14 protein-coding genes are annotated in these 21,838 nt (G+C 36.5%); 8 read left to right on the top strand and 6 right to left on the bottom strand.

Translation table 11 applies throughout. The features are described 5' to 3' along the window. Positions 1-7: 7 nt before the first annotated feature. From AC6IWN_RS07600 to AC6IWN_RS07585, 4 genes are all read left to right on the top strand, one after another. Positions 8-2,602, top strand: a complete 2,595-nt coding sequence (locus AC6IWN_RS07600) for an FtsK/SpoIIIE family DNA translocase (RefSeq protein WP_497991775.1) — start codon at positions 8-10, stop codon at positions 2,600-2,602. Positions 2,603-2,845: 243 nt separating this feature from the next. Continuing rightward, positions 2,846-3,715, top strand: coding sequence for an ATP-grasp domain-containing protein (locus AC6IWN_RS07595; RefSeq protein ID WP_497991774.1), 870 nt, complete (start codon positions 2,846-2,848; stop codon positions 3,713-3,715). A 2-nt stretch (positions 3,716-3,717) separates the two neighbouring features. Further along, a complete protein-coding gene (locus AC6IWN_RS07590) occupies positions 3,718-4,584 on the top strand; it encodes an ATP-grasp domain-containing protein (protein ID WP_497991773.1) in 867 nt (288 codons plus the stop codon). A gap of 140 nt (positions 4,585-4,724) precedes the next feature. Next, positions 4,725-5,789, top strand: coding sequence for a hypothetical protein (locus AC6IWN_RS07585; protein WP_497991772.1), 1,065 nt, complete (start codon positions 4,725-4,727; stop codon positions 5,787-5,789). A gap of 234 nt (positions 5,790-6,023) precedes the next feature. Here the strand turns inward: AC6IWN_RS07585 and AC6IWN_RS07580 are convergent, their stop codons facing one another. After that, entirely contained in the window at positions 6,024-6,668 is a 645-nt protein-coding gene (locus tag AC6IWN_RS07580; RefSeq protein ID WP_497991771.1) for an HAD family hydrolase, read from the bottom strand. Between the two features lie 320 nt (positions 6,669-6,988). On the opposite strand from AC6IWN_RS07580, the gene AC6IWN_RS07575 reads away from it, so the two are divergent. After that, complete coding sequence (locus tag AC6IWN_RS07575) at positions 6,989-8,659, top strand: formate--tetrahydrofolate ligase (protein ID WP_497991770.1); 1,671 nt, start codon at positions 6,989-6,991, stop codon at positions 8,657-8,659. A gap of 274 nt (positions 8,660-8,933) precedes the next feature. Beyond that, complete coding sequence (locus AC6IWN_RS07570; protein ID WP_497991769.1) at positions 8,934-9,512, top strand: superoxide dismutase; 579 nt, start codon at positions 8,934-8,936, stop codon at positions 9,510-9,512. 64 nt (positions 9,513-9,576) lie between these two features. Here AC6IWN_RS07570 and AC6IWN_RS07565 read toward each other — a convergent pair whose 3' ends face one another. Then, positions 9,577-10,005: an aspartate carbamoyltransferase regulatory subunit gene (locus AC6IWN_RS07565; RefSeq protein ID WP_497991768.1), complete on the bottom strand. Its 429-nt coding sequence runs from the start codon at positions 10,003-10,005 to the stop codon at positions 9,577-9,579. Then, entirely contained in the window at positions 9,998-10,918 is a 921-nt protein-coding gene (gene pyrB, locus AC6IWN_RS07560) for an aspartate carbamoyltransferase (protein WP_497991767.1), read from the bottom strand. The genes AC6IWN_RS07565 and pyrB overlap by 8 nt, the downstream gene beginning before the upstream one ends. Positions 10,919-12,272: 1,354 nt before the next feature. Here pyrB and AC6IWN_RS07555 point away from each other — a divergent pair. Then, on the top strand, positions 12,273-15,485 hold the full coding sequence (locus AC6IWN_RS07555) for a DEAD/DEAH box helicase (RefSeq protein ID WP_497991766.1): 3,213 nt from the start codon (positions 12,273-12,275) through the stop codon (positions 15,483-15,485). A gap of 191 nt (positions 15,486-15,676) precedes the next feature. Here AC6IWN_RS07555 and AC6IWN_RS07550 read toward each other — a convergent pair whose 3' ends face one another. From AC6IWN_RS07550 to tyrS, 3 genes are all read right to left on the bottom strand, one after another. Beyond that, the gene (locus tag AC6IWN_RS07550) at positions 15,677-16,657 is read right to left on the bottom strand and encodes a biotin--[acetyl-CoA-carboxylase] ligase (protein ID WP_497991765.1); all 981 of its coding nucleotides are present in this window, start codon (positions 16,655-16,657) and stop codon (positions 15,677-15,679) included. 98 nt (positions 16,658-16,755) lie between these two features. Next, positions 16,756-17,688 (bottom strand): hypothetical protein, encoded by a 933-nt coding sequence (locus tag AC6IWN_RS07545; RefSeq protein WP_497991764.1) that lies wholly within the window; start codon positions 17,686-17,688, stop codon positions 16,756-16,758. Positions 17,689-17,738: 50 nt separating this feature from the next. Beyond that, positions 17,739-18,968 (bottom strand): tyrosine--tRNA ligase, encoded by a 1,230-nt coding sequence (gene tyrS / locus AC6IWN_RS07540; RefSeq protein ID WP_497991763.1) that lies wholly within the window; start codon positions 18,966-18,968, stop codon positions 17,739-17,741. A gap of 214 nt (positions 18,969-19,182) precedes the next feature. Here tyrS and AC6IWN_RS07535 point away from each other — a divergent pair, with 214 nt between their 5' ends. Next, a complete protein-coding gene (locus AC6IWN_RS07535; RefSeq protein WP_497991762.1) occupies positions 19,183-21,801 on the top strand; it encodes an ATP-binding protein in 2,619 nt (872 codons plus the stop codon). Positions 21,802-21,838 lie beyond the last annotated feature (37 nt).

The raw sequence follows: 21,838 nt of genomic DNA, 5'->3' as shown, positions 1-21,838 counted from the left end.
AAAAGAAATGGCTCCAAAACAGAAAACGAGAAAAAAAACGAATACACGAAAGAAGAATACGAGAGGAAGACAGAATATAAAAGAGCGTGGCGTTATTCAAGATGAAATAATCTTGGTAATCGCGTTAGTTCTTTCCATCCTGCTCTTTTTGAGTAATATTAATTTATGCGGAAGCGTGGGAAAAATCATCAGTGGTTTTTTATTTGGATTAATTGGACTGGAAGCACATCTATTGCCATTTATCATATTCTTTATGGCAGCGTTTCAACTATCCAATTACGGGAATAAACAAGCCGGAACGAAGATTCTAAGTGCTTATGTATTCTTTGTAGCATTAGCATCCTTTATCCAGATGTTAACCAATCCTGACCCGAATATTAAATTAGGAGATTATTATATCAACTCCTATGAACAAAGAAGCGGAGGCGGAATTATTGGCGGCCTCTTTGCGAAGCTATTCTGCGGTTTGTTTGAGAAGGTAGCAACTTATGTTATACTATTGGCAATCATGGCTATCTGTATTATAGTGATTACCGGCAAAGCGATTTTTACTATGCTGGCAAGCAAAAGCAAGGATTCAATTAAAGAACGTATGGAATACCAGCGAATTCGTAAGGAGGAGCGCACGACTTCGGCTGATTTTAAGGTTATCAACGGTACAAGAAAACCTGCTAAAACATTTGTTATTAATGAAACTACTCCATCTACCTTGAGGGAGGCGGGTGAGGAAGAACAGGTTATCCCGGAACATAAGTCAAAGAAATCACAAAAAGCAAAGAACAGTTTGGCCGAGGCAGAGGAACCGATTATTCCGATTCTAAACTTTCATTCTATCTTTGATCAAAAAACAGAAGAAGAGGGAATAGGGGAAGAGGAACCAGTGCTAACCTATGAGGAAGAATTAAAACGCAAATTCGGACGTAAGGAAGAACCTTTTGAAGCGTCAGACAGCGTAGAATTCATTGACGAGACCGGTGTAGATAATATGGCTACAGAAGTAGAAGAACCAATATCAGAGCATATTTCAGAGCAAATCTCAACTTCATCAAAACCAAAAAATAATTCTAAGAACAACGACAATTCTATCGGTGTAGAAGAGCTGAATATATCACAAACTGCAAAGCAGAAGGAGTATATTTTCCCTCCCTATCATTTGCTTTCAGCGCCCAAGCTTAAGCCGAATAAGGGACAAGCTTCGGATAAGGATTTAAAAGAAACGGCTATGAAGCTTCAGACCACACTCGATAGCTTCGGCGTTCATGTTACAATAACAAATGTAAGTGTTGGGCCTGCAGTTACTAGATATGAGCTTCAACCGGAGCAGGGGGTTAAGGTTAGTAAAATTACTAGTCTTGCGGATGATATCAAGTTAAATCTCGCTGCCTCCGACGTTAGAATTGAGGCACCGATACCGGGCAAAGCAGCGGTAGGTATTGAAGTTCCGAACAAAGAAAATTCCATGGTAACTTTCCGTGAGATGATAGAATCCAAGGATTTTGATAAACATAGTTCCAGTCTCGCCTTTGCAGTTGGTAAGGACATCGGTGGACAGACTGTAGTTACGGATATTGCGAAGATGCCGCATCTACTGATCGCTGGTGCAACTGGTTCCGGTAAGTCTGTATGTATTAATACACTAATTATGAGTTTATTATATAAAGCAAAGCCGTCGGATGTTCGACTTATCATGATTGACCCCAAGGTAGTAGAATTAAATGTTTATAATGGAATACCACATCTGTTAATTCCGGTTGTGACTGATCCAAAGAAGGCCTCAGCAGCACTGAACTGGGCTGTAATTGAGATGACAGAGAGATATAAAAAGTTTGCTGATGTCGGTGCTAGAGATTTGAAGGGGTATAACGATAAGGTTGCGAAGGTGGAGCACCTGAATGACGAGAATTGCCAGAAGCTTCCTCAGATTGTAATTATCATCGATGAGTTAGCGGATCTTATGATGGTAGCACCGGGAGAAGTGGAAGATGCAATCTGTCGTTTGGCTCAGCTTGCCAGAGCTGCCGGAATTCATTTGATTATTGCTACACAAAGACCATCCGTAAATGTAATTACCGGTTTGATTAAAGCGAATATTCCATCCAGAATCGCATTTGCGGTATCCTCTGCAATCGATTCCAGAACAATCCTTGATGGGTCAGGTGCTGAGAAACTGCTAGGAAAAGGTGATATGTTATTCTTCCCTTCCGGATATCCGAAACCGGTTCGTATTCAGGGTGCGTTTATCAGTGAAAAAGAAGTTAGCTCAGTTGTGGAATTCTTAAAGAAGAACAATAACGAAGCAGTATATAACGACGATGTTCATGAGAAGATTAATAATGCGAAGGGTGGCGAACTCTCCGGAGCTAACGGCGGAAGCGGAGATGACCGTGATGAATACTTTATGGAAGCCGGAAAGTTTATTATCGAAAAGGACAAGGCCTCGATCGGTATGCTACAGCGTGTGTACAAAATTGGCTTTAACCGTGCTGCCAGAATTATGGATCAGTTGGCAGAAGCTGGTGTGGTTGGACCAGAAGAGGGAACCAAGCCAAGGAAGATTATTATGTCCCAAGAGCAGTTCGAACAATACTTGGAAGAATATTAATTAATATATAATTATTTGCTCAATCCATCTTATTGCTAAAATAAGTTTATTATTATGATTGAGTAAATATTAAATTATCAGCAGTGTATACTTAAAGAATCATCGCTTATCATAATAAGTATTAATTTATGAATTATTATTGAATTAGTATGAAATATATGAATCACTTCTGAATAAGTACAAGATTTTGAATTAGACTTACATATTGAAGAAATAATTATTAGAACAATATAAAGGAATAATATGACCGGATTACTTGTAGTAAATGAATTTCTTAAATCAAATAAATTTAACGAGATACATTCCTGGCTTTTAGAGGCAGGACAAAAACAAAATATCAATATGATACTAAAAACGAATGCAGAGCTATTAATCGATATTCATCAAGGTGATTATCTTAGAATGAGTGATTTTATACTCTTTTGGGATAAGGATGTGAAGCTGGCAAGTTATCTGGAACACTTGGGTTATCCGGTTTTTAATTCATCTAAGGCAATTGAAATCTGTGATGATAAATCACTGACTCATCTAACCCTAATGAATTCCGATATTAAGATGCCTCGTACCATTGTAGCCCCCAAAACCTTTGAGAATATAGGCTATACCAATTATGATTTTCTAAAACAGGTTACCACGCTGATTGGTTTTCCTATCGTGATCAAAGAAAGTTTTGGTTCTTTTGGCCAACAGGTTTATCTGGTTAGGAATCAGGACGAGTTATTAACCAGGGTTACCGGGATCGGTACGAAATCTATGATATTTCAAGAGTTTATACCGACCAGTTTCGGAAGAGATATCAGATTGCAGGTGGTAGGCGGCGAAGTGATTGCTAGTATGTATCGTTACACCGAGGATGGAGATTTCCGAGCAAATCTAACGATTGGTGGAAAGATGAAGCCATATACTCCTAACAAGGAGCAAATAGAATTAGCACTTTTATGCTGTGACCTCATTGGTCTGGACTTTGCAGGGGTGGATATTATCTTCGGAGAACAGGATGAACCGATATTATGTGAGATTAATTCGAACGCACATTTTAAAAATATCTATGATTGTACCGGTGTGAACGCTGCAGATGCAATTATTAATCATATTCGAACTAAGGTGGGCTAAATATGAAGGCTTGGATGATTTATTACCGAGAAGGTGCAGCTTATAATAAACAATATATCGAATTCTACCAAATAGAAGGCAAAAAGCTGAATATAGAGATTGAACTTGTTCTCGTGGAGGACCTGGAATTTGGTGTCAAGAATAATCGGTTGTTTCTACACATTGATGGTAAAGAACAGGATATACCTGATTTTGTAATATGTCGTGCTATTTATCCGCTATTGAATAAACATCTTGAATATATGGGAATTAAGGTGTTTAATAAGTCCACCGTGTCTGAAATCTGTAACGATAAGGCTCGTACCTATCAACATCTCGCATCTACCGGAATTAAGATGGTCGATTCTAGCTTTTGTGCCAATCGTTTGATTAATTCAGAAATTGATAAAATTTATTCCCCTACAGTCATTAAAGCAGTGGATGGACATGGTGGAAGCCAGGTATACTTGATTGATCCTACAGAATATAAACCGGATCAAGAATCCGTTATCGATGGCTTAAAAAGCTCGGATGTTGTCATTCAGCCATTAACCGGAAGTAGATGTCAGGATTTACGTGTCTATGTAATCGGTAAAGAAATCATCGCTTCTGTAATGCGTACAGCAAAGCAGGGCTTTAAATCGAATTTTTCACTTGGTGGAGATGTTGTTCTTTATGAATTATCCAAACAGGACATTGAGATAGTGGATAAAATTATCAGTAAATTTGATTTTGGAATGGTTGGAATCGATTTTATAATCGGAGACGAGGGTGAGCTGATATTTAATGAGATAGAAGATGTCGTGGGTTCCAGAATGTTATATCAATGTGCCCCAGATATTAATATTGCAGAACGTTACCTAAAATTCATTATGAGTTCACTTGGTTGATTTTTGGGTGAGTATGCTGATATTTATTAATTACAAGATAAAAATGGGAAAAGAATGAAATTCTAATCCTGTTCACACAGTAGAACTTCTTGGTTATATATACATATATTAGTTATTCAAAAAATTAATGAGGTGATTAAATGTATTATATAAAAAAAGTGATGCTTCTTGTATTAATAAACATTTTAGTGATTTTAAGCTGTGTATCTTGTAGTAAAAAAGAAAATTCATATCCAACTGATGATTATGGTTATTCGGCTATAGCAACTACTATTCAAAAGACTGGAACAGATTTTATAAATTTGGATGCTGACTTAAATGTGATAAATACAAATAATTATAACTATGGCAATGTTGGAGGTTATAGTTTTAATAAACCTTGTATTCGAAATAATATTATGTATGAAATTTCACAAGGGTATGGTAACGATCGAAATGATTGTGCGATTATAGCATTGAATTTAGAGACTGGAGTTATGAATGAATATAAGTTTGAATATCGTGTAAATATTACAGATTTTATAGTTACAGATTATTACATATATACGATCAGTAATTTAAATCATATAACATATATTGACCGATATTCATTCAAAGACAAAAATATAGATACTTTTAAAATTGAAGATTTAATAGGAATAGATTTGTGCTTTAGTAATGATAAGCTATATGTTTTCGTAAATGATGTAACGACTTACATTATGTATCAAGTTGACATAACTAATCGAAAGCTCACAAAGGCGCTAGATCTAACAGAATACTGTTTAAACGATTATGAGCCAAGCTATTTTGCATCGTATGGGGATTATCTATACTTACCGTGTAATGATCGTTTACTTCAAATATCAACCGTAGATTATACATTAAAGGAAATAGAACTCCCATACCAGGATGCATTTGGAATGTATAAAGATGGTAATTTGCTTTATATTTCGTGTGTAAATATTTATGATCAAAATGCAAAAGCGAAAATAGTTGTTTACAATTTTGATACTGAAAAAATAACGTCGAAGTATATGCTTAAAAGCAACATTATGCAGTTTTTAATTAATTTTAATAATCTTATTGTTTTAGATTCGAATAACAAAGTTTATCGATATCGTATTGATGAAAATGACGGTTGCGAACTAATAAACGAAAAGGAATTAAAAATACGTAAGAATTATCATTTATCGGGTTTGTTCTGTAGATTGACATATCAATAGTGTAAGTACTATAGTGTGATATCTAGTGTGAAAGTTGGACGTATTAAAATGTTAATATGCTCCATATATAATAAACTGATTGATAAAACTGTTTAAGAGAAGCTTTGTACCTTACTTGTAAGATAAGCAAAGAACATGCAATAAATGATATAAAAAAGTATATTATTCACTAACTCAGCCAATCCATGAAGTAGCCAGTAGTCCATTATCATATTATCTATGTAAAAAAACAGATTATATTATCGTCAATATCTCGCGAGGTGTATCAATTAGATAATCTGCACCCTCTGCACGAAGCACTTCACGACTTCGAAATCCCCAGGTTACGCCGATGCACGGAATTCCTGCATTCTTAGCAGTGCGGACATCGGTTTCCGAATCACCAACTAGAATGGTTTTGTTAAGATCGGATCCAAGTTCCTTTACAGCAGTATAGATACTATCCGGAGCAGGTTTTCGTTTGATATCATTCGTTTCTCCAATTGCTACTGATATTAGATTGCCAAAATAAATGTTTGCTAAATCCTTTACTGCCGTGTCAAATTTATTAGAGACTATTCCTATTTTATAATTGTAACGGCTTAAATCAAGCAATAACTCCATAATTCCGTTATAGGGTCTGGTTTTGTTCTGCATATTGCTTTCATATAGTTTTTTAAATTCTTCAAAAACTTTTGTAATCACTTCGTCACTAGTTTGTTCCGGCAATGAGAGACGAACCAAGTTTTTTGCTCCATTTCCAACAAAGCGTCTGACATCATCAACCGGTATCCTGCTAAAGCCATGATGAACCAAAACATCATTTAAGCTATCACTTAGATCGTCAATTGTATTTAATAAAGTCCCATCCAAATCAAAGATAACGGTAGTATATTTCATAAAGATTTCCTTTCAAGCTAAAGTTTTGGATTATAAGATATTTAAACGTTCTTTCTTTATAATATAAGTTCTTTTTAACAAAATAACTTCTATTCTGACAAATTATTAAGGATAGTATATACACAACCCAATTCATAAAGCAAGTAAATTTTATTTAGTTTATAATTTAATCTTGTAAATAGTGGTGTTTATCTTGTATAATGATTTCAATTTCATGGATGAGCTTAAGAATGACTTTTTATTGGCGATTATTAATATGAAAAGACTTCATTAATTATGATTCTAGATAGGAAATAATAATTGGAAAGGAAGGAACACTAATGAAATCAGACATTCAAATTGCACAGGAGGCAAATTTAAAGCATATCAGAGAAGTAGCTGAGCAATTAAATATCTCTGAAGATGACTTAGAGTTCTACGGAAAGTACAAAGCGAAGCTTTCCGATGATCTTTGGGAGAAAGTAAAGGGTAACCCTGACGGTAAATTAGTTCTTGTGACAGCGATCAATCCGACTCCTGCAGGTGAGGGAAAAACTACTACTACAGTAGGTTTGGGTCAGGCATTTGGAAAGATGAATGTAAAATCCGTTATAGCGCTACGTGAACCTTCTCTTGGCCCCTGTTTTGGTGTAAAGGGGGGAGCAGCCGGTGGTGGTAATGCACAGGTAGTTCCGATGGAAGATTTGAATCTGCATTTTACAGGTGATTTTCATGCCATCACATCCGCAAATAACCTTCTGGCAGCGCTACTTGATAATCACATCCAGCAAGGCAATTCCTTAAATATCGATACGAACCAGATCGTATGGAAGCGCTGTGTTGATATGAATGATCGTGTTCTTCGTAATATCGTGGTAGGCCTTGGTCGTAAGGTAGACGGTGTAGTAAGAGAGGATCATTTTATTATTACAGTAGCTTCAGAAATCATGGCTGTACTTTGTCTCGCAGAAGATATGAAGGATTTAAAGGCAAGACTTGGACGAATCGTGGTTGCTTATACTTATGATGGAAAGCCAGTTACACCGGCAGATCTGAATGCAGTAGGATCTATGGCTGCACTTTTAAAGGATGCATTGAAACCGAATTTAATACAGACTCTCGAGAATACTCCTGCTATCATTCATGGCGGACCATTTGCAAACATTGCACATGGCTGTAACAGTGTAAGAGCAACAAAAACAGCATTGAAATTAGCAGACGTAGTAGTCACAGAAGCTGGATTTGGTGCGGATCTTGGAGCCGAAAAGTTCCTTGATATCAAATGTCGTATGGCTGGTTTAAAGCCGGATGCAATCGTATTAGTCGCTACAGTAAGAGCATTAAAATACAATGGTGGTGTGTCGAAAACAGAATTGTCTGGTGAAAATGTGGAAGCATTAAAATCCGGTATCGTGAACCTCGAAAAGCATATTGAAAACTTACAAAAATATGACGTCCCGGTTGTGATCGCATTAAACCGATTCATCACTGATACCCCTGCTGAGGTTGCATATGTAAAGGAATTCTGTGAAAACCGCGGTTGCGAATTCTCCTTATGTGATGTTTGGGAGAAGGGAGGAGATGGCGGTATCGATCTTGCGAAAAAGGTACTTGCCACAATGAAAGAAAAGGAGAGCAATTATCATCCAATCTATGATCTTAACTTATCAATTAAGGAGAAGATTGAAACAATTGCAAAAGAAATCTATGGCGCAGATGGGGTTACTTATGATGCTGCTGCAAACAATGCAATCAAAACCATTGAAGCTTTAGGCTACAAAGAACTTCCTATTTGTATGGCTAAAAATCAATATTCCTTATCGGATGATGCCACGAAGCTCGGAAGACCTAGTGGTTTCACTATTAATATTCGAGAAGTGTATGTATCCGCTGGGGCGGGTTTTGTCGTTGCTATCACCGGTTCCGTCGTAACTATGCCCGGACTTCCTAAAGTTCCTGCCGCAGAACGTATTGATGTGAATGAAGACGGAATCATCACAGGTTTATTCTAAGTAAGTAACTGTATGAAGTCATTGGTTAACTTTTGCATGATACATTAAACAAAAACGTATTACTTAAGAAATATGTTTCTATGTTCTTATTAAAAATAGTGTTTCTTTGTTCTTATAAATATTATGTTTTCATGTTCTTATAGAACAATAATGCTCCTATCATCGCAATAGTGATGGTAGGAGCATTATTTTAGTCATAAAATCGGATAAGCTCTCGTATGATATAGAAAGTAGTACAAGTGTTAAGTTTATTCTGAGATAAGGAGAATAGGGCATGATCGAGATGATTAAATTTCATTATACCGATGATATTACAGTTGTTAACCAGGAGCAATATGATGTTCATTTGAGACTATATGAGGGGTATGTAAAAAATATCAATAAAATCGATGATATACTAGCCCATGGTGATGCGCAAAGATCCGAATCGAATACTACCTTCAGTTATTACAGAGAACTGAAACGTGGTGAAACCTTTGCACTTGATGGGGTTATTTTACACGAGCTGTATTTTAGTAATATAGGCGGAACCCAATCAGAACCGGAGAGCTTTATTCAAGATATTCTTACTAGGGATTTTGGCAGCTACGATATGTGGAAAGAAGACTTTATTGCAACCGCAAAGGCAAGCAGGGGATGGGCTGTTCTTTGCTTTGATCAAAGAAGCAGAATGTTTCGTAATATTAGTCTCGATGCACATGATGTGGGTAACATCACTTATTCAGCTCCAATCCTTGTGTTAGATATGTATGAGCATGCCTATTTCCTTCAGTATGCCGATAATAAGAACGAATACATAAATAACTTCATGAAGAATATTAATTGGGCTGTAGTGGGAAACAGGTTAAGCTAAGTTAAAATAAGGCTCTTACAAAGCAATTTCTTCTTTGCAAAAGCCTTTATTTCATAACTTTTTATTATTTACGATCAAATGCTTGTTCGCAATATATACAACGATAAATACCGTTTTCTCTATCAGTCAATTTAAAGGAATGTGTCAGCCCCTGCTCAACCGAAGTAATACATCTTGGATTTTTACATTTTAATACGTTATTAACACGTTCAGGAAGAGTGGGGTTTTTCTTTTCAATAATCTTACCGTTTTCAATAACATCAATTGTTATCTGATGATCAAGTGCACCTAGAATATCTAAGTCCAGATCATCAAGCGTACCTTCGATTTTTATAATATCCTTTTTATCCATCTTATTACTCTTAGCATTTTTGATAATTGCCACGGAACAGTCCTTATTTTCCAGATCTAGATACGAATATATCTTCATCGCACCGCCCGCCTTAATATGATCAATTACAATTCCTTGATTTAATACACCGATATTAAGCATTGTTTACCTCCAATAACATCATAATCAGAGCCATCCTCACATATACGCCATACTCAGCTTGCTTAAAATACACCGCCCGAGGGTCGTCATCAACTTCAGTAGCGATTTCATTAACACGAGGGAGCGGGTGAAGAACAAGCATGTCCTTTTTCGCAACGGACATTTTCTTTTCATCTAATATATACGTATCCTTTAAACGAATATAATCTTCTTCATTAAAGAAGCGTTCTCTCTGAACGCGTGTCATATAGAGAATATCGAGATTTGGTAATGCACTTTCCAGCTTTCTTGTTTCTTCATAGTTAATATGATTTGCTTCAATAACCTCTTCACGCAAATAGGTAGGAATTCGAAGCTCCTCCGGTGAGATTAGTACAAAATTAATGTTTTCATAGCGTGCTAATGCATTAATTAATGAATGTACGGTTCGGCCAAATTTTAAATCGCCACAAAAACCAACGGTTAAATTATTTAAACGTCCTTTTAAATTTTTAATTGTTAATAAATCAGTAAAGGTTTGAGTGGGATGATTATGACCGCCGTCACCGGCGTTGATAACAGGAATAGTAGAATAATGAGATGCAACTAATGGGGCGCCTTCCTTAGGATGGCGGATAGCACAGATATCAGCATAGGAATTAATAACACGAATTGTATCAGCAACACTTTCACCTTTTGATGCTGAACTTGAATCAGCGGATGAGAAACCTAAGATATTGCCGCCAAGATTAAGCATTGCTGCTTCAAAACTAAGTCGTGTTCGGGTACTTGGTTCATAAAATAGAGTGGCTAGCTTTTTCCCCCTGCACACATCGGCGAACTTCTTGGGGTTTAGAATAATTTCTTCTGATAGATTAAGAAGCTCGTTCAATTCAGAAACAGTTAAGTCAGTTGGACTGATAATATGTTTCATAGACACCTCCGTATAGTTAATTGATTTTGTATCCTAACTAGGTATTTTAATATAAAACTTTCCAAATTACAATCCTTATTTTTGAAATATATTTAATAGGTTTATTTCCTGCAATCACTAAAAAATTTGATCAAGCAATCTAAGACTGAATGCAATTTATAATCTACGAATTAATAAATAATTTAAACTGAATTTTTATAAAGAGAAAAAAGTTTTGAAATAAATTGATGATTTTATGTAACAGATTATTATAAAAATACATAATATAAAATAACTAAAATAATAAATTATAATTTCAAGGGTATTTTCAGTCATTAACAACTTTACCCAGTGTATAAACATGCAATATATCATTATATGTCAAATAGTCTGATAATAGTATTGACAAATTACGAATTATAGTATAAAATAAGACCATGAAAACAAATAACTGACTACAATGTTTACATGAATATTATTTATGAAAGGACTGAGTCCAATGAAATAATTCGATGTTTTGCCAATGGTAATACCCTTCATATTCGAAGGATTACAGTTATAAATTCTGAAAGGAAGGTATTTAAAGGAAAGTATTTAAAGGAAAGATTAACTATCACTTGAAGAAAAGCAGAAAGGAAGGTACAGTCCAACAGATACTTAAGCAATTAATACTGATTAATTTTTAAGAAAGGAAGGTACAAACCACCAGGTACATACTTGATTTACCATATAGATAAATAGTAAGAAAGGAAGGTACACTCCAACAGGAACATTACGATTTACCTCATAAAAAAATCAGCAAGAAAGGAAGGTACACTCCAACAGGAACATAACGATTTACCTCACAAAAAATTAGCAAGAAAGGAAGGTACAATCCGCCAGAAATTTAATTGATTTACCACATAAAAATAGTAAGAAAGGAAGGTACAAACCACCAGACATAGAATTGATTTACCTCAAGCAATATTATGAAAGGAAGGTACAGACCAACAGGTTAGATAATGAAATACTTAATACATAATAGAACGGTTGGTACAGATCACCAATGGCTTTGTGATAAATATCAAAGCAATTTTGAAGATAAGATGGCACGTACCAATTGTATAAATGAATAACTACTTATAAAGGGAGTATCTATCATACGTATAGGTACTCCTTTTTTATGTTATTTAATTTTCTTAATATCTAATATATTTATCTGATTATTAGAATGAATTTGTTAACGGAATCTTACAATATATGAATATAGAAATGAATCTCTTTTCTAATTAAATTTATACCTAATTTGAGGCAAATAAAATTATACAAATATGTTACACATTTGATTCAATTTGTGTTATAATAATAAGATACAATGCAAGAAAGGTGTGCGTATATGATTCAAATTTCGCGTACAGGAATACGTAATTTAGCTTCAAATGATACAATCTATGCCAGAGGTCTGCAATATTATAAGGATAATCGCATTGTTAATGCGACTTATTCGAATGCAAACAAACAGTTCCGTTTGATTGTAAAAGGAAATTATAATTATTCTGTAACAGTTGATGAACAGGAGGATGGCTCCTTTGATTATAGTTGCAATTGCCCGTCCAGACTTAAGGATCAGGGCGCTTGTAAACATGTTGTAGCAGCATTATTATTTGTATTAAAGTATCAGGAACGAACAATGTTAACGGAGACACGTAATCCGGAGGAACGAAAGGTTATGACCTTACTGGATTATTTTATCGCTCAGGAGGACTCCGTGCTGGTTGGAGAAACATTCGGCTTAGAAGTGATTCTCACAATCCCTTCGATTCTGAAAGGAGAAAACGGAAGAGCACTGGTTTCTCTTCGCGGGGGTAGTGGTAGAAAATATAAAATCCAAACCATCAAAAAATTTCTCGCAGATATTAATAATCATGAAAGCTTTGCGATCGGCAAGGAATTCAAATATGTAAATGGAGAAAGTACCTTTGATTCGGAATCTCTTAAAATCTTGGATTATTTATTGAGTATTTATGAAATACAAGAGTTAATTGATTCTGCTCATTTTTCAAAGATTTTTTCAAAGTCACAGATATCATTTACGAAAAATATGTTAATCAAGTTATTGGATTTAATTCATAATACGAATTTAGTCCTCGAGCTATATGGCAAGGTATATGAGCACGTCCAGTTTAAGAGAGGTAATCCTCGAATCGCTTATCAGCTGTCCTTAGAAGACGATTCCATCATGATCGATTATCAGGCAAAGGATCCCGTACTACCACTTACCGAGACTGGAGAATTATTGTTCTATGACGGAACAATTTATATGCCGGATAAAAAGTTTATCCGTAACTTCAAACCGTTTTATAACAGCTTGGGGAAGGACAAGGATGCGCTTGTTTTTCGCGGTGAGAATAAAAACAGCTTCCTAGAGCATGTTTTACCTAGAATCAGTGAGACCATGGTATTGGATGTTCCTGAAGAATTAAAGAGCAGATATATCACCTGTGATATGGAGGCAAAGATATATTTTGATAAATATAAGAATGGGATTAAGGCAGAATTAAAATATAAATACGGTGAGTATGAATTCAACTCATTTGAGAATGCTGCTTCCGGCTCCTATATTATAGTTAGGCAGCGTGAACAAGAGGATGAGATCATAACGGAATTGTTACAGGAAGGCTTCGTTCCTTATAAAAATTTTTATTTATTAAAAGATGAGAATAGGATCTACGAGTTTTTATCCGGCAGAGTGATGGAACTTGAAGGAAAAGCATTATTGTTTTATTCAGAGGATTTTAGAAGACTCGGTATTCGTGCACCGGGCGGTTTTAAGGCCGGCGTGAGAATGAATTCTGAATTAAATATGCTGGAATTAGATTTGTCCTTTGATGAAGTACCGAAGGATGAATTAAAAGAATTACTGCATTCCTTCCAAATCAAAAAGAAGTATTACAGATTGAAGAATGGAAGTTTTATTGATCTTGAGGATAAAACAATCAATGAAGTAAATCATATTCTGAACTCTTTAAACATTAGCGAAAAGAAACTCCAAGATGAGAATCTTCTTGTTGAGAAATACCATGCAGCCTATTTGGATAAGGCATTTTCAAATAGTGATTTTGAATTTGACCGTGATAATGATTTTCTTGCACTGGCTGATAAGATAGCAAATCCAGCCAATACGGAGTATTCCATGCCGGATGGTATCTTGGCTCAATTGCGCCCATATCAGTTTACCGGTTTCAAGTGGCTTAGAACACTTGCGGATAATGAGCTTGGAGGAATTTTAGCGGATGATATGGGTCTTGGTAAGACTTTACAATCTATCGTATATATTACCTCTACCGTTAAAAAAGAAGAAGGATCTCATACGTTGATTGTATGCCCGACGTCACTAATCTATAACTGGCAGGATGAAATAGAGAACTTTGCACCTCATCTAAAGGCGCTAGTGATTACCGGCACTCCACCGGAGCGACAGGAGATGATATCACGTTATAAGGATTACGATATATTAATAACCTCATATCCGTTAATCCGAAGAGATATCGTAAGCTATGAGGCAATCAACTTCCATACAGTATTTATTGATGAGGCACAGTTTATTAAAAATGATTCTTCACAGAATGCGAAGTCTGTTAAACGTTTACGTGCACAACATCGTTTTGCATTGACCGGTACACCGATTGAAAATAGCTTATCCGAGCTTTGGTCTATCTTTGACTTTATCATGCCGGACTATCTGAACAGCCATTCGAAATTTGTTGACACGTATGAAAAGCCGATTTTAAAAGAAGATATGGAAGTGTTAAAAGATCTACATCAGCATATTGAACCGTTCATTCTCCGTCGTATGAAGAAGGATGTTTTAACCGAACTCCCTGACAAGTACGAATCCAAAATGCTTACGGAATTATCCGAAGGGCAGAAGATGGTATATCTATCTTATCTGGAGAGTATTCGAGGAGAGCTTAACAGTGATATTGAAGAGAGCGGAATCGAAAAGAATCGTATGAAGATTCTTGCAGCGCTTACGAGATTACGTCAGATCTGCTGCCATCCATCGACCTTTATCGAAAACTATCAGGGCGGAAGCGGCAAGCTGGATTTACTGATGGAGGTTATCCCGGAGGCTATTGCAAACGATCACAGAATATTAGTGTTCTCACAGTTCACTTCCATGCTTCGAATTATTGAGAATGAATTAAAAGATTTGGATATCCCGTACTTCTATCTGGAAGGATCTACCCCTACGCAAGTTCGTAACGAGTATGTTAAGCGCTTTAATGCAGGAGAGGGTAAAGTATTCTTAATCTCATTAAAGGCAGGTGGAACCGGATTAAACCTCACCGGAGCAGATACAGTAATCCATTATGATCCATGGTGGAATCCTGCGGTGGAAGACCAGGCTACCGACCGTGCTTATCGTATCGGTCAGCAGAACAAGGTTCATGTTATGAAGTTAATTACCAAAGGAACAATCGAAGAGAAGATCTTCAAGCTTCAGAAAAAGAAGAAGAACTTATCTGATTCCGTAATTAGCTCGAAAGAGGTATTTATAAATACATTAACAAAGGATGAGTTGGTAGAACTCTTTACCCCGATGTAATTTATCAAACCAATACAGTTGGAACAAAATAATCATTATGTAAGATCGAAGTACTTTTTTGATAGTATTATATATCAATATTATTACTTAACAACAAGGTTTTTACAATGAGAAAGCCCATGAGATTTCTGCTAAACAGTCTTCTCCTGGGCTTTTGTTTCTGTGTAAATCATATATAAATTAATCAAGTGTTAATCGTTTACCGCTCTGATACTTACTTCACCCGATATAAGAGCTTCTGTAGTTCCATCCTCATACTGTACAACTAATCTTGCTTTATCATCAATATCGATTGCTTTCGCCGGTGTGGACTGACTTCCCTTTAGTACTAAAATCTCCTTGCCAATTAAAAACGAGCGTTCTTTATACTCTTGCAGATATTGCTTATCGGTTAATGAGTTCATACAGGCAGCTATATTATTTAAAACCTCTGCGACCAGAAGGGAGGTTACCGGAGTATCTCCGGGCTTATTATCAAATATGGAACCGGCGCTGTGTTTGATATCCTCCGGAAAATCCTTTGTCGCGATATTGATTCCGATACCAACCACCGCATATTCTAAAGAACCTGATTCAAAGTTTAGTGACGCCTCGGTTAGTATACCACATACCTTTTTCTCGCTGACAAAGATATCATTCACCCATTTAATCGAAGAAGTTACACCACTAACCGAATCAATCGCTTTTGCTACAGCAACTGCAGTTGCGGTAGTAATTAAAAGTGAGTCTTCGAGGTTGACCTTTGGACGCAAAATTGTAGTAAAGTAGATACCTGAGGAGTTAGGAGAGTAGAAGGTTCTTCCCATTCGACCACGGCCTTCGGTTTGTTCTCTGGCGATGACAACAGTACCTTCCTTTGCACCGTTTGCCGCTAATTCTTTCGCGATTGTATTTGTAGAAGTTACTGTCTGCCTGACATCTAATTCAAAACGAGCCGCTTCCCCTCGTAGAAATGGAGTGATGCTTTCACTGGAAACGATATCATTACCCTGCAGGAGAGAATAACCCTTGTTCGTAACTGCCTCTATTCGATATCCTTCCTTTTGTAGGGTTTTTACCGCTTTCCATACAGCACTGCGCGTTACGTTCAAATCTTCCGCAAGTTTAGCTCCGTTTATCGTTTTTCCTCTGTTTTCCTCTAATAATTTTAATACCTGATGTTTTATCTCCATAGATATATTACCTTCCCTAACTCCCGAATTCCATATGTTGAAAAGGATGTAATTAAGAAGCGATGAGCTCAGTTCTTAAAAACATCCTTTTTCTTTAATTATTCTTCATCATAATCGTAAGGGTTATTATAAAATTCATCAATCAGTCGATCCACATATGCAAGATCTATGGAACCGAATTCCTTGATAATCATATCTTTAATCATATCCATCTTCTTGATATGATTTGTCTCTTCCGAAATCGTATCATCATGGATAGAAGCAAGAAAGCTCTCTGTGATATGCTCCTTCATCCAGTTATTAATTTTCTCTGTAAGCTTTTCTTCTTCGTATATCTCAGATCGAACTTGTTTTGCTTTTGTGTTCGTGGTTATTCCTATGTATAAACAGCCAAGGAATAATGCCGACATCACTAAATTAGGAATTATACCGGAGAATAGGGTTAGTATTTTTAAGATATTCAACACTACAAATATAATACCAACCACACCAAATCCAAGAAAAACCCATACCGAACTGGAGAGTTCCTTGTATTGTTCGGACTTCATCACGTATGCATTTGAATGGGTAGGGCGCTTATACTCGGTCACATCATCATTGGCAGATTCTTTCGTTTCTTCCTCTGTGTCTTCTTCGATGTCCTCTGGATCGATGTTATGGTAGATATCATCCTCCTCCATAACTTCCTCTGTTTCATCCGGCGTTTGGCCATTTCGTTCATTAATCAAACGTTTTGCTTCGACAAAATAAAAGGCCTCATATAATCTTCGGGCTTCCTTTTCATCTTCGGAAGTAACAGATACTGTGTATAGCTCAGTTGTTTCATCATAATGTATTTGTGAATTCAAGTCGGAGTATTCAAAAAAACGAACTAATTTATCTGCGAGCTGTTCATCGGAAGAATAAAATATAACAACAGAAGCTTCCTCTTGCTCAATTTGATCAATATGATCAACAAGGGTAGTACCACAATCAGAACATGTGGTATAACCTTCCTGATATTCGGTTTTACAATTAGGACACCAAGGCATAATCTCAACTCCATTCAATGTATTTTTATGTTTCCAAACATTACGAAAAACTACTCTGCCATAAATCGGTGGAATGCTTTCTTTCCCTTACGTATTAATAATTTTCCATTGTTATCAAAATCATTGGAGGTAAATACTCGATCGAATGCATCAACCTTTACATCGTTCGCTGTAACACCACCCTGTTGGATAGTACGTCTAGCATCAGAACGGGTAGAAGCAAGCTTTGCATCGCACATTAAGGTGATTAAATCAATTCCTTCTTCAAAACGGGAAGTAGGGTAGGTGGTAGTTGGAATATCTTCAGATTTCATGCCGCCACCAAATAATGCTCTGGAAGCTTCCTGTGCTTTTGTAGCTTCTTCTTCGCCGTGAACAATCTTGGTGATCTCAAATGCAAGTACTTCTTTCGCATGATTGATTTCAGCATCTTTCAGAGCACCAAGTCTACGAACCTCATCCATAGGAAGGAAAGTAAGGAGACCAAGACATTCTTCTACCTTAACATCCTCAATATTTCTCCAGTATTGATAAAATTCATAAGGGCTTGTCTTATTCGGATCCAGCCAAACAGCACCCTTCATCGTCTTGCCCATCTTAATTCCTTCGCTGGTGGTCAAAAGCTTAAAAGTTAATCCAAATGCAGGTTTTTGTTCCTTACGACGAATTAAATCTACACCACCGAGGATATTGGACCATTGATCATTACCGCCCAACTGAAGAGAGCAGCCGTATAATTTGTTCAGCTTCCAGAAATCGTAGGACTGCATTAACATATAATTGAATTCGAAGAATGTGAGACCTTTTTCCATACGTTGTTTGTAGCATTCAGCTGTTAACATTTTATTAACAGAGAAATGAACACCGATTTCTCTTAAAAATTCTACATAATTTAAACTTAATAACCAATCAGCGTTGTTTGCAAGGATTGCTTTACCATCCTCAAATTCGATGAATTTAGATAGCTGTTTTTGGAAACAATCCGCATTATGCTGAATCGTTTCAGTTGTCATAAGTGTACGCATATCGGATTTTCCGGTTGGATCACCGATCATGGTTGTACCTCCACCAAGAAGAGCAATTGGTTTGTGTCCGGCTCTTTGCATATGCATCATCGCCATTACGGTGAGAAAATGACCTGCTGTTAAACTGTCAGCAGTTGCGTCAAAGCCTATATAAAAGGTAACTGATTCCTTTCCTAAAAGTTCGCGAATTTCTTCATGTGTGGTTTGTTCAATGAACCCACGTTCTTTAAGTATGTCATAAACATTAGTAGACATGGTTTTCCTCCTTAATATATTAAGAAATGCTATATTTCAAAGAAATATAACTTTTCCTGATATGTCCATCTTTTAACTAAAGACATTATATATGATTAGTATGGATTTTTCAATGAAAATATAGCCATCCACTCAAAAGCGAAGGAAGTCAGTTGCTAGGAAAAATAATATCAGTTATAATATCTCTAAATTATAGTATTGGGGTAGTGAGCGAATGGAAGAGAAAACAAGAGGGCGATTAAAAATATTTTTTGGTTATGCACCGGGCGTAGGTAAGACTTATGCGATGCTAGATGATGCTCAAGAGCAATATCAGAACGGCGTAGATGTTATCGCAGGTTTTATCAAGCACTCCACCAGTGTGGAGACAATTCAATTACTTGGAGATATTCCTATTTTACCAAAGAAAACAGTTGGAGATGCGATAAACCCAAGAAGCGAATTCGATTTAGATGCGGCATTAAATAGAAACCCTAATTTGATCATTGTGGATGATATTGCTCATTCCAATGAGCTCGGAGTTCGTAATAAGAAGCGCTATCAGGATATCGAAGAGCTGCTTAATTCAGGGATTGACGTGTACACTACGGTAAATCTACAAAGTATAGAAAGCTTAAACGATATGGTTCAGGTTATTATGCATGCGGTGGAGACGGAGACTATTCCTGATTATATATTTGATCATGCAGATAAGGTAAAGCTAATTGATATTGAACCAGACGAACTATTAAAACGATTGGAATTTGAGAAAGAGAAGTATATAGAGGAAGATCGAAACTCAAGTGTTGACTTTCTGACAAAGGAAAGTCTGGTTTTGTTGCGTGAATTGGCGATGCGTAAAGCAGCAGACCGTATAAGCAATAACTCGGATGGCGTACTGGCGGACAAGACTACAAGCACGAAGCTATTGGTTTGTATCAGTAGCTCTCCTTCCTCCGCAAGATGCATACGCTGGACGGCTCGAACCGCGGAGGCCTTCCATGCGCCCTGGGTTGCTGTTTATGTTGAGAATAGAGAAAGTGAAGCACTCTCGGAAGAAGAAAAGAAAAGCTTTCAGGCTAATGTGGAGCTTGCGGAACAGCTTGGAGCAGAAATCACTACCCTAAGCGGACAAGACATTGCTAGTACAATCGCAGAATATGCAAAATTAGCAGGAATCACAAATATTGTTATCGGAAAAAGCAAGAGAAATAAACTATTTCATAAATTTGATAAAGATCTGGAAGATAAGCTGATTTCCCAGATAAGTAATACTGAAATTCACATTATCCCGGATAATCCAAGCACAAAACATTATAAAAAAAAGCAAAAGTTATATTCAAAAACCAACTTATCCATCACTTTTCCGGATTTAATGAAATCGTTTGGTATCATCCTTTTATTTACCTTGATCTCAATCATTTTGTTTGAGTTTAATTTGAAAAATGAGAATATTATTATGTTGTATATACTGGCGGTATTAATTGTTTCAAGAATTACAACCGGATATATATATGGCTTTATCACCTCCATTCTCTGCGTATTTATTGACAACTTTTTTTTCATGGAACCACGATTTATCATTCATTTTGGTAAAAATGATTATCCGATTACGTTAACTGTTATGTTCCTTACCGCGTTGATTACCAGTACAATGACCGTACGAATCAAATCACAGTTTAAATTCGCTCAAAGCAGGGAGCAGAGGACAGAAGTTCTGTATGAGATCAATAAGAAGTTATTAGTTACAAGAGGGCTCGATAATATCATAGATCTCACAAACGAATATATCGTTAATCTCTTTGGTCGTTCCGTTGTTTTCTATACCAAAGATCCGGAGCAAGGAGCGGAGGGTATTATAAAATATGCCGTAGAAGACGCAGAAGCAACCTTTTTATATTCCCAGGAAGAAATTGAAGTTGCACACTGGGTATTTGTAAACCAAAAGAGGGCTGGAGCAGGTACAGATACGTTAACCAGTGCCAAGGCATATTATATGCCATTTATCTTTCAGGGAAATGTTCTTGGCGTTCTAGGTATATCCTGCTCAAATGGTTTTATATTTGACCAGGGTTGGCGTTCTTTCATGAGAAGAATTGCATCTTTGGTGGCGATGGCTTTAGAGAGGCAGCGGCTATCCGACGAACAAAGGGCTATTCTAGTTGAGACTGAGAAAGAGAAGATGAGAAGTAATCTTCTTAGGGCAATATCGCATGACCTACGAACACCGCTCACCTCAATCCTTGGTGCGAGCTCTGCAATTCTTGAGAATAAGGATTCTTTGGATGCCCCGACGAAGCAACAGCTGATATCCCATATTAAGGATGATTCCCAGTGGTTAATAAGAATGGTTGAAAACCTCTTATCCGTAACTCGAATTAATGAAGATACCGCTAATGTTACAAAAACACCAGAGGCAGCAGAGGAAATCGTAGGAGCCGCTATTAGTCGTATACGAAAAAGATTTCCCGTTCAGAAAATTAAGGTTACCGTACCGGATGAGTTATTAATGGTTCCTATGGATGCAACTTTGATCGAACAGGTTATTATCAACCTGATTGAAAATGCGATTAAGCACACCAGCGAAACCCTAGTGGAGGTATCCTTATTAAAAGAAGATAATTATGCCGTGATTGAAGTAAGAGACAACGGGGAAGGGATTTCGGAACAGGATTTTCCGAATTTATTTGAAAGCTATATTCCAAATGGAAAAAGATCCTTGGATTCCTCCAGAGGAATGGGAATTGGTCTTTCTATCTGTAAGTCCATTATCCATGCCCATCAGGGGAAAATCGAAGCATCTAATAGTGAGAATAACGGCGCAATATTTCGCATATCCCTCCCGCTAGTGTAGGTTTGTAACAGTAAGATTACCATCTTGTTAAATGTTA

The sequence above is a fragment of the Variimorphobacter sp. HTMS_6 genome (assembly GCF_059717775.1).
The sequence above is the reverse complement of the archived record's forward strand: the minus strand, read 5'-3'. Positions and strand labels throughout refer to the sequence as shown.